This is a genomic window from Bartonella sp. AU55XJBT, assembly GCF_028618525.1.
Window position 1 is genome coordinate 152,576 of record NZ_JAQITC010000002.1, and the last position, 16,135, is coordinate 168,710.

A 16,135-nucleotide genomic window follows, 5' to 3' on the forward strand; every position below is an offset into this window, starting at 1 on the left:
CATTATGAAACAAATTGGTAAAATCATCATACTTATTTACAGTTTGTGTTTATTCACAGCTTATCTTATAAGATGATTTTCTATAACATATTGATTTATCTATCTTTTATCTTCTAACGTTTTTATATAGTGCATTTATTTCTTATAACAATCACAAAATGGTTAACAATGTGTTAATTTTTTGATAAAAGAAGCGAATTCAAGGTGGTATATGCGCGAGGGATGTCATTTAGAAACGTGAATACTCCTCTCGCGTACAAAAAGCGTGACGTGGTTTTTACAGTAGTGCTTAACAAAAATAAGTGGACTGAATAGATGCCTTCAAATAGTGAAAATAAATTTACTTCTATTATCAAACAGACATTTCAGTTATTTTCTATGATCGTTATTTCTCAATCATTGGTGTCTTGTTGCGCAAGCGAAACCGCACATTTTTCAATAAAAGATTCCTATCATAATAAACCAATAGACGTAAATACTTCTGTTCTACCAAAACAAATATCCAATAATAAAAATCAATCAGAAGCAAAAAAACGTGGGCGGGCGATTGTTGGTAAACCTTACCAGATAAAAGGAAAGTGGTATTATCCTGAAAATGATCCAACGTATAAACGTGTTGGTGAGGCATCATGGTATGGTTCAGATTTTCATGGGCGTTTAACGGCAAACGGTGAAATTTATGACATGAATCTTTTGACTGCTGCTCATCCTACAATGCCTTTACCTAGCTATGCTCGTGTTACTAATTTAAAAAATGGATCTTCACTCATTGTTAGAGTGAATGATCGCGGACCTTTTATGAAAGAACGTATCATTGATTTATCAAAGCAAGCTGCGACAATACTTGGTTATGTAGATAGGGGCGTCACAGATGTTAAAGTAGAATATATTGCTGAAGCACCCATTGGTTATTATGATGGTGCATATTTAATGGCCTCTTATACTCCTGGAAATCCTGGAAATAATGCCTCATACTCATTAGCGTCAGGAAACATTTCGAAAAAAAGAGAAACTGTTTTGTTCAAGGAGCGCAATACAGAGAAAAAAGAAGAATTAGCTAAAGAAAATCCTGTTTCACAGGAACAACGTAATACAAATGTTGCAGTGAAATTGCCAGAAATTGGTCCTATCATGGTTGATAAGCCGGTGCCATTCGATCAAGTTGCTTCTGTAAATAAGCTCAACAAAAGAACCAAGGTCAACTGGCTACAACTGTTTTAAGAAAAAATGCGTTAATTTTTAATCAATATCATTTTCAAATAGAAAGAGATAAAAAGGGGGGGAGTGTTATTGTTAATAATGATTTAATGCGTCTCTCCAATTGATTGCCAGTCTATTCTTGCTTTTATGACAGTGTGTGCTGATAAAGCGCGTGTTTTTTCTGTTGTAATAGCTTTTGCCAAATTGAGGGAAAGTAAACTGCGTGAACCTGTTTATGTAATCTCTGAAATGATTACACAATCTAATCAAGAAAGAATATAAAATCTAAAAAGAAAAACAATATTCCCTTTTGATTCGTCTTTGCGACCCTCAAAAGCATATAAGGTAATTATGAAGAGATTACGTGTTGCCTCATGCTTTTTTCTCGATTTCTTAATGGAGTAACTCCCTTCACGTAAACTGGAAACCTCATACAAAATACACTTTTTATTGCCAATTCACACGTGCTCATTTCAAAGAAACATATATGGCTCTCAAAGCTATTTTATGACAGCGTCCATGAAGAGGAGAACTGTAAAGCTATTAGGTATGACTCTCTTTACACGTATGAAAATATAAAGATACATCACACATTTTGCAAAGCTCTTATGTTTTGCAAAAATCCTTAGTATTTAAGAGATTTATAAAAAGTATTTTTACCCTCTCTTTAATAATCTTAATCTTTACCCTGTCCTAATCTTACTTATGAAAGGTAAAAAGTGATCATTTATTATAAATAAAGCAATATACTACTAATAAAAAAGTTTTTTCCTATATAATAATTCTTGATGCTGATCTTTGGATGGGAGGAATGGCTCATGTATACAGTATTAAGGATCTTATTGACCTTATGCGGAATATTGGCATTTAACACGTGGGGGAAAGCGCAAGATTTTCAAATTTCCGCTTCACAAGTGTTGTTACTCGATGATGATACGGAGACAATACTTTATGAAAAACAAAGTGATATTCCTTTTTTTCCTGCTTCATTAGCAAAATTGATGACAGCGGAAGTTGTCTTTCATCAATTAAAAGAAGGATTGTTAAAAAATACCCAAAAATTCAAGGTCAGTGAAAATGCTTGGCGCAAGGGTGGGGCCCCTTCCGGTACAACCACGATGTTTGCAAAAATAAAGACAGAAATCAGTGTTTCTGATCTTTTGCGTGGTTTAATTATTATGAATGGAAATGATGCTGCTATTATTCTTGCTGAAGGAATATCAGGAAATGAGGACCATTTTGCGCAACTGATGAATCAGCGCGCTAAAATAGTAGGATTATCTCAGAGCCATTTTGTTAATGCAACAGGGCTTCCCGAAGAGGGACAATTTGTAACAGTGCACGATATGATTATATTAGCACGTCATATTGCTCAGGAATATCCAGATTATTATGCACTTTATCGTGAGCCTCATTTTACGTGGAATAATATTTTTCAACGAAATAAAAACCCTCTTATTTCTAAGGAAATTGGTGTAGAAGGTTTTGGTTTTGGCTATAGCCAAAAAGAAGGATTTTCAATGGTTGCCACCATTTATAAAAATCATCGGCGTCTTTTTTTAGCAATCAATGGTTTGCAAGATAGTAAAAAACACACAAAGGAAATAGAACGCATTCTTCAATGGGGAATAACAGCTTTTGATCTCAAAAGGATTTTTACAAAAGGAGAAACGGTTGGTCGTGCTTCTGTTTATGGCGGGAAAGAAAATTTTGTTCCACTTATTGTTAAAAAACCGATAAGTTTTATGCTTTCAAATGAAAAAGAAGTTAATGTTAAGGCAAAAATTAAATATCATGGTCCATTGAAAGCGCCCATCCTTTCAGGGCAATTAGTTGGCGTTATTCAAATTTTGGAAGATAAAAAGATTCTTTTGGAAAAACCAGTTTTTGCTGGCGTGAATGTTCAGGAAGGAAGTTTCTTTACAAAAGTAAAAGATGCATTCTATGAAATAACAATTGGATGGTTACGGAAATATTTATAGTTACGCGCTAATAAGATTAAGGTTTATACGTGTCAGGTTATTTTATCACATTCGAAGGAGGGGACGGGGTAGGAAAGACAGTGCAGATTGCTTTACTTGCTGAATATCTCTCTTGCCAAGGTTATGATGTTGTTACAACACGAGAACCAGGCGGAACACCAGGAGCAGAAGCAATCCGGCATATTTTGTTGTCAGGGCAGACACAACAATATGGACCGTTGATTGAAGCTGTTTTGTTTACAGCCGCACGCACCGACCATGTTGCTGAGATTATTGCGCCTTCTTTGCAAAAAGGTAAAATCGTTTTATGTGACCGCTTTATTGATTCTACACGCGTTTATCAAGGACTCAATGAAACCGTTAATTCTTCTCTTCTTTCTGTTTTAGAGTGTATTGCGCTCAATGGTATCATGCCTCATTTAACATTTTTATTAGATATGCCAGCAGAGTTTAGTATAAAGCGTGCCAATTTGCGAAGAAAACAAACAGAAGAAATCGATTATTTTGAAAAAGATCTGTTGGAAATTCAAGAACAAAGGCGTGAAGCTTTTCTTCGATTGGCCAAACAGGAACCCTATAGATTTCGAGTCATTGATGCGACTGGCTCAGTAGAAGTCATTGCGCATCAGATAAAAAATATTTGTCATCAGGTGTTGTTGGATCAATTTTCATGAATGATGTCATAAATATCTTACGCCAATATGATGATATTGATACAATTTTATCTCCATCCCAGAATAATGTTATCTTTGGTCATGAGGATGTTCGTCACTTTTTGACACAAATGCTTAAAGAAGAGCGTTTGCACCATGCGTTATTATTTGAAGGAGAATATGGAATTGGAAAGGCGACGTTCGCCTTTCATCTTGCTTGGAATATTTTAAGTTCTCAAAAAGGAAATTTCTTAGAACCCGATCCTCATTCTATTCCATGGCGCCAAATTACACAGGGGAGTCATCTTGGTTTTTTGTATATTTCACGTCGATTTGATGTCAAAACACAAAAGTTTAAAACAGGAATACTCATTGATGATATCCGTGATATTATGCATTTTTTAAGCCGGACATCGCAAGATAATGGATGGCGTATTGTTATTATTGATTCTGCAGATGATATGAATAGAAATGCTGCAAATGCACTTCTTAAAATACTTGAAGAACCTCCTGCAAAGACGCTCTTTATTATTATCGCACATTCTTTAGGAAAATTACTTCCAACCATTCATTCACGGTGTCAAAAAATTTCTTTTCGCCCGTTGAGTCATGATGAAATGAAAAAAGTCATTACACATATTTTTACTAATCAGGATTTACCTGATGAAAAAACGATTGAAATGATTATTAAAAAATCTAAAGGAAGTCCTCGAAAAGCAGCTTTACTTATTCGCCACGGCGGTCTTGAAATTATTAAAACAATTGATGCCCTCCTAGAGAAACCTGTTTGTAACGCAACGATTGTACACACGCTTGCACAAACATTTTCATCTGTTTCTTCCCCATTCCAATTTCAACAATTTTGTGATGAAATTCTTGATAAAGTTCAACAAAAAGCTATCACGCTCGTTGAAAAAGGAAATTTATTTCTCTCAAAAAAATATGCGCAAAAATGGCAGGAGATTCATAAAGAAATAGAGGAGATACAACTGTTTAATCTCGATAAGAAGCAGTTTGTTATTAACTTACTCTTTAGAGTTCATAAGCTCATTCATGAGGATTAGTTTTTCCGTGACAATGTGATAAACAGACGTTATGTCATTATATCTTTTATTCAATATATTTTATTTATAGCGTTTTACAACGAGTATGACATGCGTGACACATATTACATAACAACCCCCATTTTTTATCCTAATGGTAATCCACATATTGGGCATGCCTATAGTGCCATTGCAAGCGATGTCTTAGCCCGCTTTCAACGATTAAACGGAAAAAATGTATTTTTTCTTTCTGGTACAGATGAGCATGGTTTAAAGATGCAACAAACCGCAGCAACATTAGGCATGACACCTCAGCAACTTGCAGATCGTAATAGTGCTGTGTTTCAAAAAATGCTTGCGGTATTAAATTGTTCTAACGATGATTTCATCCGCACAACAGAAGAGCGCCATTATCAAGCTTGTCAAAAAATTTGGAAAAAAATGGAAGAGAATGGCGATATTTATCTTGGTCGTTATAAGGGATGGTATTCGGTTCGCCAAGAAGCCTACTATGAAGAGAAAGACACGGAAATTGGACCCGATAATATTCGTCGCGAGAAGGAATTAGGCTCTCCTGTTGAATGGAATGAAGAAGAAAGTTATTTTTTTAGACTTTCTCGTTATGAAAAAGCTCTTCTTGAATATTATGACAAATATCCTGATTTTATTGCTCCCATTGAGCGGCGTAATGAGATTATAAGTTTTATCAAATCGGGGTTAAAAGATATTTCTATTTCACGCACAAGTTTTAATTGGGGAGTTGCTGTTCCTGATAATCCCAAACACGTGATGTATGTTTGGGTTGATGCTCTGACAAATTACCTATCAGCAATTGATTTTTTTAATGAAAATTCAAAAAAGCGTGATTTTTGGCCTGCAAATACGCATATTATTGGTAAGGATATTATTCGTTTTCATGCAATCTATTGGCCAGCATTTTTAATGTCTGCTGGAGTTGAATTGCCCCAAAATATTTTTGCACATGGTTTTTTACTTAACCGTGGTGCAAAAATGTCAAAATCTGTTGGAAATGTCGTTGATCCTTTTGAAATGGTTGATCATTATGGTCTTGATCAGGTCCGTTATTTTCTTCTCCGTGAGGTGCCCTTTGGACAAGATGGGAGTTATAACCATGAAAGCCTTGTGAACCGTATTAATGCCGATCTTGCTAATGATCTTGGTAATTTAGCACAGCGTTCTTTATCTATGATTGCCAAGCATTGTGATGCAAAAGTTCCTAGACCCGCTGCATTTTTAGTTCAAGATAAACAGCTTTTAGAACAATCTCTTCAAGTGCTTGAAACTGTACACCAAGCAATGTCTTCTCATAGTATGCATTTAGCCCTTTCAGCTATTTTTTCACTTGTGGCAGATGCCAATCGCTATTTTGCCAACGAACAACCTTGGAGTTTACGAAAAAATGATCGAGAAAGGTTTTTTACAGTTCTTTATATAACTGTCGAAATCTTGCGACGAATAGGAATTATGCTTTTGCCTTTCATCCCCCAATCCGCAGCAAAACTTCTTGATAGCCTTGCGGTTGCTGAAGATGATCGGTTGTTGTATCATATAAGCCATACAAAAATTCAAGAAGGGTTTGATCTTCCAGCACCAGAACCGATTTTCCCTCGTTATGTCTCGAAGAAAGAAGATTCTCATCATGCTCATTGATACACATTGTCATCTTGATTTTGAAGATTTTTCACAAGATTTGGATAATGTTATCCAACGGGCTTTGGATGCTGACGTTAAACGTATGATCACAATTTCAACCCATGTTCGTAAGTTAGATAAGCTGTTAGCTATTGCGCAAAGCTATGATCAAGTCTTTTGTTCCGTTGGAACCCACCCTAATCATGCGCATGAAGAACAAGATATTACAGCCAAAGAGCTTATACAGCTCTCAAAACACCCTAAAGTTGTTGCGTTTGGGGAAGGGGGGCTTGATTACCATTATGATTATTCTACTCCAGAAGAGCAACAGAAAGTTTTCCAAGAACATATCATTGCTTCTCGAGAAACACAGATTCCTCTCGTTATACATTCACGCAACGCAGATATCGATATGGAAGACATCTTACGCAAACAGATAAAGGAAGGAGCTTTCCCCTTTATTCTTCATTGTTATTCGTCTGGAATGAAACTTGCTCGTGCTGGCATTGAACTTGGTGGTTATCTTTCTTTTTCAGGTATTCTTACTTTTAAAAACGCATTTGAAATCCGTGAAATAGCAAAAATTGTGCCCCATGAACAGTTGCTGGTGGAAACAGATGCACCATTTTTAGCCCCCACTCCTCATCGGGGAAAAACCAATGAACCATCTTTTGTATGCTATACAGCAGCCGTTTTGGCTGAAACAATTGGCTTAAGCATTGAAGAAACAGCTCAAATAACAACCCAGAATGCTTTTCGTTTATTTAGCAAAATGAAATAAGGCAAAAAGCTATGTACGATCAGTACCGATTTACAATATTAGGCTGTGGTCCCTCTCCAGGCGTTCCACGACCTAATGGCGATTGGGGTATATGTGATCCCAATAACCCTAAAAATAAACGCTACAGAAGTTCTTTATTAGTTGAACGCATTAAACCATCAGGAAAAAAAACAACAGTCGTTATTGATACAGGTCCAGATTTTCGCTCACAAATGATTGATGCGCGTGTGAGTCATCTTGATGCTGCTCTTTACACGCATTCTCATGCAGATCATATCCACGGTATTGATGATTTACGCAGCTATGCACTTGCACAAAAATGTTTAATCGATATCTATGCAGACAGGTTTACACTAGAGCATCTCAAAAATGCTTTCGGATATTGTTTTCAAACACCAAAAGATTCCTCTTATTCACCTATCTTAAAAGAGCATCTTATCGATGAAGATAGCCAGTTTATTATTCAGGGGCAGGGGGGAGCAATAAGCGTCACTACGCATTTACAATACCACGGAAATATTCATTCCTTAGGTTTTCGTATTGGGAATGTCGCCTATTGTACAGATGTTAGTGAATTTCCTGAAAAAACATTACCCAGATTAATGGATTTGGATGTTCTTATTATTGAAGCCCTTCAATTTAAACCTCATCCGAGCCATTTTTCTGTTGATCAAGCATTACAATGGATAGAATATTTAAAGCCAAAACGAGCCATACTTACGCATATGGACAGATCGCTAGATTACAATGAGGTTGCCAATTACGTTCCAGCCTATGTAAAACCGGCACATCAAGGTCTTACTTTTGAAACAAAGGCATAAGTCTATTTAACGCAATATTATTCTACGTAAATAAAAATGCTTTCTAACAGATTATCCTTTATTTTGTTTTATTTTTGTCGTAGTTAGTGCTTTTTCATATCGAAAGTGAGGTTTTTATGCATAAGAGTTTTAAGCGGGGAATATGTATTGTGGTTTTAGCGGTTTCCTTGACAGCATGTGGGGGACGTTTAGAAAAAAATATTTCAACGACAACATTACATGATGGAACAATGAGTTGTGCCGATATTCAACGGGAATTTTTTGCTAATAAGCGTCAGATTAATGATACAATTGCGGAGCGTTCTAAAGCAAGAAATAAAAATGTAGCTTTAGCAGCAGCAAGTGTTATCTTTGTACCTGCTTTGTTTTTTATGGATGTAAAATCAAACGAAAGTAATGAAATTGCAGCTTTAAATAATCGTAATGCTGTTTTGAGTGATCTTGCACGTATAAAACGTTGTAAAATAGCACAATAATTTTTCTTATTTATTTTAATATTTAAGAAAGATAATTTAAATACCTATTTTTTTAATAGTTTATTTAAATTAAAAGGATAAAATACTTTATTGTATTATTTTTGCCTAATTATCGCCATAATTTTACTTTAAAAGGGAAACATGCGACGTAAATATGATGCATCTATCAAAAATGGAGTCGCTTGTTTCTATTGGGATCAGATTTTTGTTTTTGCATCATATTATCGCATAATATATATTATGGAACTTTTATAGAGAGGGAGTTATTTTATGGCAATGGCACTTTGGGGAACAATAGCATCATTACTATGGATATTCTGTACAAAGGCAGAGAGTCCTTGGCAATTATGGTGGGTACCTTTTATTTAAAAAAAACTTATAAAAAAGATTAAAAAAAACTTAAAGACGGGCTAGTCATTCTGGCCCGATTTTTAATTATAATTGTTTTTTATTTTTTATTCTTTTAAAAAAAATCATCATAATTTGTAGGATGACAAAGACTAAAAATAATATCCCATGAAATAATGGTACAAATGGCTGATCAACAAAATTGGAATAATAAAGTGTTATTGTTTCAATCAATGCTGCAAGACACCATAAAATGATGCCCCATAAAGAGTACATCCAAAGTCCAATTAAGGCAATAGGATAGAGAATAGCCAATATCGCTGATGCAAATTGCCACTGCCAAGGCATAAGGTCAAAACGCCATAGAATACCTGGAAAAACACCAACAAGGCGTATCCAATAAAAAATACTCAAACTCAAGCAAATAAGCGCCAAAAACCGTAAATAACAATTATAAATTAAGTTGATTTTTGAAATCCGTTTGCGAGAACTATTTTTCACAATAATAACTCTTGTTCAACAGGTTGAAAATAAGAATCTACCATTTCATCTGTTACATTTGAAAGTTTGTCAGGCTGCCATTGAGGTGTTTTGTCCTTATCGATTAACATAGCCCGTATTCCTTCATAAAAATCGTGTGAATTAATCATATGATGTGCAATGCGGTTTTCAATTTTCATACAATCTTCCAAAGTTTGAGCTGTATTTTGTCTCATTTGTTTCCAGATAACTTTTAAACTTATCGGAGAACGTGACTGCAAAATATCATAACATTCTTTAGCAAATAAAATACTTTCATTACTTTTTTTATGAAGCAATTCAAGACATTCTTCTAATGTCTGGGCACTAAAACAAGTGTTAATAATACAACGTATTTCATGACTCGTTTCATAGTCTTTTGTAACTGCGTGCTCATTTAAAGCTAAAGTAGGATCTCCCTGTTCAATAACTGCTTTCCTAATCATATCGAACTTAACTTCAGGAACGGCATGTGTTGCTAATCCTAAATTAAAACAATCCCCCCATTTTATATGTGCACCAGTCAATGCAAGATAAATACCAAAATAACTGGGAAGAGATGGTAAGAAAAAACCTGCACCAACATCTGGAAAAAACCCAATCGCAGCTTCTGGCATAGCAAAAACTGTATTTTCTGTAACAATTCGATGAGAACCATACAGAGAGATACCTACCCCTCCTCCCATCCAAATACCATTTAAGAAAGAAATATAAGGCTTTGAAAAACGTTTAATATAAGCATTTAAACTATATTCCTCTCTAAAATATTGATAAGCAGAGGCACTTTTCCTCATATGATAGATTTCTACAACATCTCCACCTGCACAAAAAGCACGTCCCTCCCCTTCAATTAAGACACATGAAATATCATTATCCGTTTCCCATGTCTTGAGAGCTTTTTTTAAAGCGGAAACCATTCGCCCATTAAGAGCATTTAATGCTAAAGGGCGTGTGAGCTTTATAATACCAGCACACCCTTCTTTCGTAAAGGAGATATCATTATCTGCTCCAAAATCAATTTGCATCTCACACCCTTCTTAAAACAATTACTCTATTGTTTTTTTTATATTTTTAGCCCCGAGTTGGGGAAATATTTGCATGATCGCGCCAATACAATATATATAAATCCCTGTTATTGAAATTCCTATTTTAACCCAATAGGGAGCCTCTAATTGATAAAAGAAAGCCGCAACACCAAAGAAACACCATAAAAGGAAAATTGGAAAATTAATTCTCCGTAAACGACGGACTCTTACAGGATGGATGAAATAAATTGGTAAGAAAGATATAATGGCCGATAAAATAATGATGATAAAGGTAATCCACTCCTCTGGTCTTACGACAAAAAGTGTAAAAACCATCATGTTCCAAACGACAGGAAATCCTTTAAAGAAGTTTTCTTTGGTTTTCATACCCGTATCGGCATAATAAATAGCCGATGAAATAACAATGACTGCACTCAATGAAAACGATAATCCTACCCCCATAAAACCACTTTGATAGAGGGCAAAAGCAGGAATTAAAACATAAGTTACGTAATCAATGATATTATCTAACAACTCTCCAGACCATGTTGGAAGTACATATTTAACATCAAGTTTGCGTGCAATGGGTCCATCTATACCATCAACGAGAAGTGCAAGCCCAAGCCAACAGAACATAGCTGTCCATTCTTTTTGAGAAGCCGATATAAGAGAAAGAAATGCTAAAAATGATCCCGAAGCTGTTAGTAAATGAACAGAAAAAGCTTTTGCTTGTGGCATTGTTACTTTTTTATGGCGTAATAATTTAGCATTTGTTTTGATTTTTTTTGTTAGTTTACGTTTCAAGGTTTTCTTATCCTCGTTTTTAAAGTCTTCATCCATCTACCAATACGCCATTTTTACCCATGATATGACTCAGCATAAAAAAAGATCATAAAAAGGTTACTTTTTTATATCGCATTATTTATTACATAATATAATAGAAGAGCTTCATACAATAAAAAGAGAGCAATCATTTGGAAATATTAAAATATTTGCTCATTGAGGAAAGGCTTAACTCGTTGTGATACTTGAAAAGAAAACGTATAAAGCTATTACTGTTATTGGTGCAGGCCCTGTCGGGATGTTAGCCGCATTGAGGCTTGCGCATAAGGGGTTTTCTGTTTTTCTCGTTGGCCCCCCTGCTCGTACAGACGAGTTAAGGACAACAGCTCTTATGATGCCTGCAATACGCACGCTCCAAAAACTTAATATTTGGAATAATCTTCAAAAAAAAGCTGCAGCTTTATCGTACATGAGAATTATTGATATAACTTCTAGGATTGTGCGTGCGCCTACGGTGCATTTTTCTTCTGCTGAAATTGGTGAAAAAGCTTTTGGCTATAATATACCCAATGTAGAATTGAACTCTGCTTTAGTCGATGCTGTTACACAGATGCCTAATATTAAAAGATTTGTTTCTGAAGCTAAATCTTTTCATCACACAAAAAGCCATGTATCTATTACTCTTGCTGATGGTAGAATCATTCAATCACCCCTTGTTATTGCTGCTGATGGACGGCTCTCTCTTGCGCGTGCGGCAGCAGGGATAACTGTCAAACAGTGGAACTATCCACAAAAAGCACTTATTCTCAACTTTTCTCATGAATTTTCTCATCAAAATACATCAACTGAATTTCATACAGAACATGGTCCGTTTACACAGGTTCCGCTCCCTGGGCGAAGATCTAGTCTTGTATGGGTTGTGCACCCTTCTCGTGCTGAGGAATTATTGAATATAGCATCAAAAGAAATTGCAAAAATAATTGAAAATCAAATGCAATCGATGCTTGGAACGCTAACCTTAGAAACATCAATTCAAGCATGGCCGCTTTCAGGACTTCTCGCTCATCATTTTGCTGCAAATCGAACGATTTTAGTGGGTGAAGCTGCTCATGTTTTTCCCCCTATTGGGGCACAGGGATTAAATTTAGGATTCCGTGATATTCAAACTTTGATTGATATTTTACCCAATCAAATATCCGATTCTAACTCTGAAATGATTGTTACACAATATAACCAATACCGCAAACCAGATATATTAATTCGCAGTGGAGCTGTTCATACCCTCAACTCTGCTTTACTTTCTCATATGTTGCCTGTTCATATCATGCGCAGTATTGGGCTTGGTCTATTACATCATTGCTCGCCATTACGTAATTTATTTATGCGTGAAGGAATGTATCCCGGTCATGGATTCAAGGAAATGATGTCAATATTTTCAACAAAATCACCTAAACAACTCTATTGAGAAGTAAGAGATAATATAATTTAAAGCCTTTTTACCAATTTTGTAAAAATTCATATTAGAATATTCATTCTATTGATTTACGTGCTTGTTTTAAAATAACATCTCGCACTTAAACTCGTTTCGCAATAGCGCCTGCATTAATAGTATAAACAGAAAACTATTAAACACTATTATTTTTACGTTTATGGCGGTTGCAAATCTGTACACTTCAGAGCTGTTTGTCATCCTTTAATGTTCAGAGCTCCCTTATATTTGAGATCATTGCTAAGCGACATTTTATTCCTTTATAGCTTTTTACACATACAGCAGCTTCTTTGAGTTTATATCATAATATATTGTACAATTAATATTTCTACATCTCATATCATCTAAAAAATTACTCTATATATTTATAGTGTATTGATATGAAATAGTTAAAAACTATAATATATATTTCTTATAATCCTGTATAAAAATATCAAATTTATAGATAAAAAATAATAAAAAACACTTTTATTTAATCAATAAAATTTCATTTTTTTTATTAAGTATAATTTTAAAAATAAAATCATCTTGGGAACCTGTTAGCAATAGAACTGTTAATGAAGTGTTGTTTCAACAGAGAGTGCAAGATGAAACTAAATAACATTTTGAAACTAAGTGTTTTTTTTATGATAATTGTATGTGTTTCATTGATTGTCACGGCTTCAATCAGTAAAGTTTTTCATCTTCCTTATTGTCAAACCTTTAACTATAGCTCTACCCAAGGTGTCACTAAAATAGGGCAGAACTCATTTACTGCTTCACAAGTTAAAAATTGTCTTATGCAAAATGGTTTTGAGAACATTAAACGATTGCGTTTAGATGACAAAGGCATTTGGCGTGCTTTAGTAAAATTTAAAAAGTCCCATTTTTTCGTGTCCGTTGACTATTCAGGAACAATTAGCATTCAAAATGAAAGAAAAAAGTATGATTGATTTTAAAACTTACAGCAACGTTTCTATTCATCGTTTTAAGAAAAATTTTTTCAAAAAGTGCTGCCATTCCATTAAAGAATTTGCTTTCATTGGTGGTTTAAATGGTAGCATCTCAGGAGCAATCGCAGTCACTCTTGCTACTTATGGCTATATTGCTCTTCCAGGATTTGGTCCATTTATCGCAATGGGTATAGGAGTAGCGCTTTCTGCCGGAATGATAATAGGAGCGCTAATAGGATTAGGAATGGGAGGGAGTGTCGGTATATGCTGTATTGTATGGGAAATTTATATGAATCATAATAGTTCTTTCTCTTATAAATTTCACAATGAATAGAAAACTATTGTCATTTTTTCTATGAACAAAACATTAAAATTATCAACAAATTATATGCTCTGTTTTTTGCTAAAATGATCATCATATTACTAGCTAACTTATTAATATTACTTGATTAATTCATTATCACACCTCAAAAAAATATATTTTTTTAAGCATCTCTTGAAGAAAGATAAGCGAGCTATAATTATCTGTCTATAAAGACTACATTTTTTATAGATCAAAAAATTTTATAGATCAAAAAACGAGAGTTATGTTAAGAAATATATAATAATATACTTTAATTTATTTATTCTTTATAAGTAATAATATTTATATATAAATTATTTTTATAGATAAATTATTTAAAGTAATTATAAAGGTATTTTATGAAAACGATATTATTATCATTATTCATTTTTATAGCATTTTTAATGCACAAAAACTTTGCATTAGCACTATCAACAAAAGTAAATATTTATAAACTAGAAGATAATAATTCCAAAAAGTTTATTGGTAGCATTAAAATTGAAGAAAACACATACGGTTTAATTTTCGTGCCAAACTTATCTACTTTACCAGAAGGGATGCATGGTTTTCATGTACATGTAAATCCTTCATGTGATACAAAAGATGGCATAATTGGTGGAAACGCAGGTGGACATTATGATCCTGAGCATACCAAGAAACATTTAGGACCTTATAACGTCAATGGTCATCTTGGTGATTTACCCCCACTTTATGTTGATAAGCAAGGGAATGCCATGATGAGCGTTCTTGCTCCACGGTTGAAAAAAATCTCTGAAATTACAGAGCACTCATTAATGGTTCATCTAGGGGGTGATAATCAATCAGATAAGCCATTACCGCTTGGGGGCGGTGGTGCACGTCTAGCGTGCGGCATTATTGAATAAATAAAGAGAGTATTGTGGTAAAACTATGACAGTAAACACTCCCTTTATCATAAGGATGTGATAGAAGCTTGTTGTTTTAAATTCACTTTAAGAGATTAAATAAATTACGGGAATATTTTATTAAAATTCATATTTCTTTTTAACTGTTTAATGCCAATGATGAAGCACTAAAAAATAATCAAAACCAACAACACTCGGAAATAAATACATAGCAGTATAAATTCTCGGTAAGAAGACTCCAATATGAAAAAGCAATATTTTCAATAAATCTAATATCTAATGAAATTATGCCTCAGGGATAAAATAAAACAGGTCGAAAACAAAATTTACTCACCACCGCTTGATGTGTACGCAAAAATTTTGATTGATTCAATATCAATATAAGATTCAAACGATTGAATGCTACAATATACTGATCTGTAATTTAATTTAAAAAAGATTAATTATTATTATAAATCAATATAATCAGTAAAATAAAATAGTTAGAGTCATTTTTTGTCACTCTGAATGAAAAATCTTTTAAACAATAGAGCTTTTTTGAATACCTCTCATGGATACATATGATCCCAATCGGATGGACGCATCTCACCGGTTTGATAAAATTGACGAATGAGCTTAATATAATGAAGAAAGTCTTTGTTTTCATACACTAATCTATTAGCAGTATCCCAATCAATATCCCTCCGCTCTTTCGCTGGAATTATGATTTCACTCTCAGAAGCAATTGCCCTTGTCGAGCCTTATAAATCCAATCCCATGCAAACTTGAAAGCATCCGAAGCTCTTTTTTAATGTATCAACACCTTCAACTTCACTTGCAACTAAATAACTAAAATTAGCTCATAATGATTGATGAGAATTTTGACTTCAAAAGACCAAAGCTTCGTCTTTTTATCAAAATATTGCAAAACGCAGTTTTTTTACTCAATAGCTGATAAACGCGCCCATAAGCCGCGTTTCCCCCACACCCGTTGCTAAGGCAAAACAAAAAGAAGGAAAGTTTCGTTCAAAGTCTTGTACAAAAAGGATAAAGACTTTTTATCTTATCACTTCTCATTCTGCAACCAAATCAGCATTTTTAGAAAGCTCTAACTTTTCTAAGATGTTCACCAAAATATTTAAAGATTCACGTTGAAGGGTCACGCAAGGATAGGCGAGCAGAAATCCTTTTTTCAACAGTGTTCATGAGAAACTCTGCTTTTTA

The 16,135-nt window shown here is 34.2% G+C and carries 16 protein-coding genes; 12 read left to right on the forward strand and 4 right to left on the reverse strand.

The annotated features are described in order from the left end of the window. Window positions 1–315: 315 nt before the first annotated feature. From PVV70_RS01920 to PVV70_RS01955, 8 genes are all read left to right on the forward strand, one after another. A complete protein-coding gene (locus tag PVV70_RS01920) occupies window positions 316–1,221 on the forward strand; it encodes a septal ring lytic transglycosylase RlpA family protein (RefSeq protein WP_273757722.1) in 906 nt (301 codons plus the stop codon). A gap of 797 nt (window positions 1,222–2,018) precedes the next feature. Further along, complete coding sequence (locus PVV70_RS01925) at window positions 2,019–3,182, forward strand: D-alanyl-D-alanine carboxypeptidase family protein (protein WP_273757723.1); 1,164 nt, start codon at window positions 2,019–2,021, stop codon at window positions 3,180–3,182. Window positions 3,183–3,211: 29 nt separating this feature from the next. Continuing rightward, window positions 3,212–3,856: a dTMP kinase gene (tmk, locus tag PVV70_RS01930; protein WP_273757724.1), complete on the forward strand. Its 645-nt coding sequence runs from the start codon at window positions 3,212–3,214 to the stop codon at window positions 3,854–3,856. Next, window positions 3,853–4,899 carry a DNA polymerase III subunit delta' gene (locus tag PVV70_RS01935; protein ID WP_273757725.1) on the forward strand — a complete coding sequence of 349 codons (1,047 nt, stop codon included), beginning with the start codon at window positions 3,853–3,855 and terminating at the stop codon, window positions 4,897–4,899. The genes tmk and PVV70_RS01935 overlap by 4 nt, the downstream gene beginning before the upstream one ends. 90 nt (window positions 4,900–4,989) lie before the next feature. Continuing rightward, entirely contained in the window at window positions 4,990–6,549 is a 1,560-nt protein-coding gene (metG, locus tag PVV70_RS01940) for a methionine--tRNA ligase (RefSeq protein WP_273757726.1), read from the forward strand. Then, window positions 6,539–7,312 carry a TatD family hydrolase gene (locus PVV70_RS01945; RefSeq protein ID WP_273757727.1) on the forward strand — a complete coding sequence of 258 codons (774 nt, stop codon included), beginning with the start codon at window positions 6,539–6,541 and terminating at the stop codon, window positions 7,310–7,312. The genes metG and PVV70_RS01945 overlap by 11 nt, the downstream gene beginning before the upstream one ends. A gap of 11 nt (window positions 7,313–7,323) precedes the next feature. Further along, window positions 7,324–8,133 (forward strand): MBL fold metallo-hydrolase, encoded by an 810-nt coding sequence (locus tag PVV70_RS01950; RefSeq protein ID WP_273757728.1) that lies wholly within the window; start codon window positions 7,324–7,326, stop codon window positions 8,131–8,133. Window positions 8,134–8,249: 116 nt separating this feature from the next. Further along, entirely contained in the window at window positions 8,250–8,609 is a 360-nt protein-coding gene (locus PVV70_RS01955) for a hypothetical protein (protein WP_273757729.1), read from the forward strand. A 435-nt stretch (window positions 8,610–9,044) separates the two neighbouring features. Here the strand turns inward: PVV70_RS01955 and PVV70_RS01960 are convergent, their stop codons facing one another. From PVV70_RS01960 to pcsA, 3 genes are read right to left on the reverse strand one after another with little or no spacing between them, the layout of a single operon-like run. Next, entirely contained in the window at window positions 9,045–9,458 is a 414-nt protein-coding gene (locus PVV70_RS01960) for a DUF6163 family protein (protein ID WP_273757730.1), read from the reverse strand. After that, window positions 9,455–10,501, reverse strand: coding sequence for an enoyl-CoA hydratase/isomerase family protein (locus tag PVV70_RS01965; protein ID WP_273757731.1), 1,047 nt, complete (start codon window positions 10,499–10,501; stop codon window positions 9,455–9,457). The genes PVV70_RS01960 and PVV70_RS01965 overlap by 4 nt, the downstream gene beginning before the upstream one ends. 21 nt (window positions 10,502–10,522) lie before the next feature. Beyond that, a complete protein-coding gene (gene pcsA, locus PVV70_RS01970) occupies window positions 10,523–11,341 on the reverse strand; it encodes a phosphatidylcholine synthase (RefSeq protein WP_273757732.1) in 819 nt (272 codons plus the stop codon). Window positions 11,342–11,522: 181 nt separating this feature from the next. Between pcsA and PVV70_RS01975 the strand changes: the two genes are divergently transcribed. The 4 genes from PVV70_RS01975 (at window position 11,523) to PVV70_RS01990 (ending at window position 14,932) form a co-directional block, all read left to right on the forward strand. After that, the gene (locus PVV70_RS01975) at window positions 11,523–12,749 is read left to right on the forward strand and encodes a UbiH/UbiF family hydroxylase (protein ID WP_273757733.1); all 1,227 of its coding nucleotides are present in this window, start codon (window positions 11,523–11,525) and stop codon (window positions 12,747–12,749) included. A gap of 611 nt (window positions 12,750–13,360) precedes the next feature. Then, window positions 13,361–13,705 carry a hypothetical protein gene (locus tag PVV70_RS01980; protein WP_273757734.1) on the forward strand — a complete coding sequence of 115 codons (345 nt, stop codon included), beginning with the start codon at window positions 13,361–13,363 and terminating at the stop codon, window positions 13,703–13,705. Continuing rightward, window positions 13,683–14,039: a hypothetical protein gene (locus PVV70_RS01985; protein ID WP_273757735.1), complete on the forward strand. Its 357-nt coding sequence runs from the start codon at window positions 13,683–13,685 to the stop codon at window positions 14,037–14,039. The genes PVV70_RS01980 and PVV70_RS01985 overlap by 23 nt, the downstream gene beginning before the upstream one ends. Before the next feature lie 413 nt (window positions 14,040–14,452). Then, window positions 14,453–14,932: a superoxide dismutase family protein gene (locus tag PVV70_RS01990; protein ID WP_273757736.1), complete on the forward strand. Its 480-nt coding sequence runs from the start codon at window positions 14,453–14,455 to the stop codon at window positions 14,930–14,932. A 1,052-nt stretch (window positions 14,933–15,984) separates the two neighbouring features. Here PVV70_RS01990 and PVV70_RS01995 read toward each other — a convergent pair. Beyond that, window positions 15,985–16,107 (reverse strand): hypothetical protein, encoded by a 123-nt coding sequence (locus PVV70_RS01995; RefSeq protein ID WP_273757737.1) that lies wholly within the window; start codon window positions 16,105–16,107, stop codon window positions 15,985–15,987. Window positions 16,108–16,135: the final 28 nt, after the last annotated feature.

What these genes read in the sequence shown, in the direction of transcription:
- PVV70_RS01920 (WP_273757722.1), top strand. Translation starts at nt 316, where the DNA reads ATGCCTTCAAATAGTGAAAATAAATTTACTTCTATTATCAAACAGACA.
- PVV70_RS01925 (WP_273757723.1), top strand. Translation starts at nt 2,019, where the DNA reads ATGTATACAGTATTAAGGATCTTATTGACCTTATGCGGAATATTGGCA.
- PVV70_RS01935 (WP_273757725.1), top strand. Translation starts at nt 3,853, where the DNA reads ATGAATGATGTCATAAATATCTTACGCCAATATGATGATATTGATACA.
- metG (WP_273757726.1), top strand. Translation starts at nt 4,990, where the DNA reads ATGCGTGACACATATTACATAACAACCCCCATTTTTTATCCTAATGGT.
- PVV70_RS01945 (WP_273757727.1), top strand. Translation starts at nt 6,539, where the DNA reads ATGCTCATTGATACACATTGTCATCTTGATTTTGAAGATTTTTCACAA.
- PVV70_RS01950 (WP_273757728.1), top strand. Translation starts at nt 7,324, where the DNA reads ATGTACGATCAGTACCGATTTACAATATTAGGCTGTGGTCCCTCTCCA.
- PVV70_RS01955 (WP_273757729.1), top strand. Translation starts at nt 8,250, where the DNA reads ATGCATAAGAGTTTTAAGCGGGGAATATGTATTGTGGTTTTAGCGGTT.
- PVV70_RS01965 (WP_273757731.1), bottom strand. Translation starts at nt 10,501, where the DNA reads ATGCAAATTGATTTTGGAGCAGATAATGATATCTCCTTTACGAAAGAA.
- pcsA (WP_273757732.1), bottom strand. Translation starts at nt 11,341, where the DNA reads ATGGATGAAGACTTTAAAAACGAGGATAAGAAAACCTTGAAACGTAAA.
- PVV70_RS01980 (WP_273757734.1), top strand. Translation starts at nt 13,361, where the DNA reads ATGAAACTAAATAACATTTTGAAACTAAGTGTTTTTTTTATGATAATT.
- PVV70_RS01985 (WP_273757735.1), top strand. Translation starts at nt 13,683, where the DNA reads ATGAAAGAAAAAAGTATGATTGATTTTAAAACTTACAGCAACGTTTCT.
- PVV70_RS01990 (WP_273757736.1), top strand. Translation starts at nt 14,453, where the DNA reads ATGCACAAAAACTTTGCATTAGCACTATCAACAAAAGTAAATATTTAT.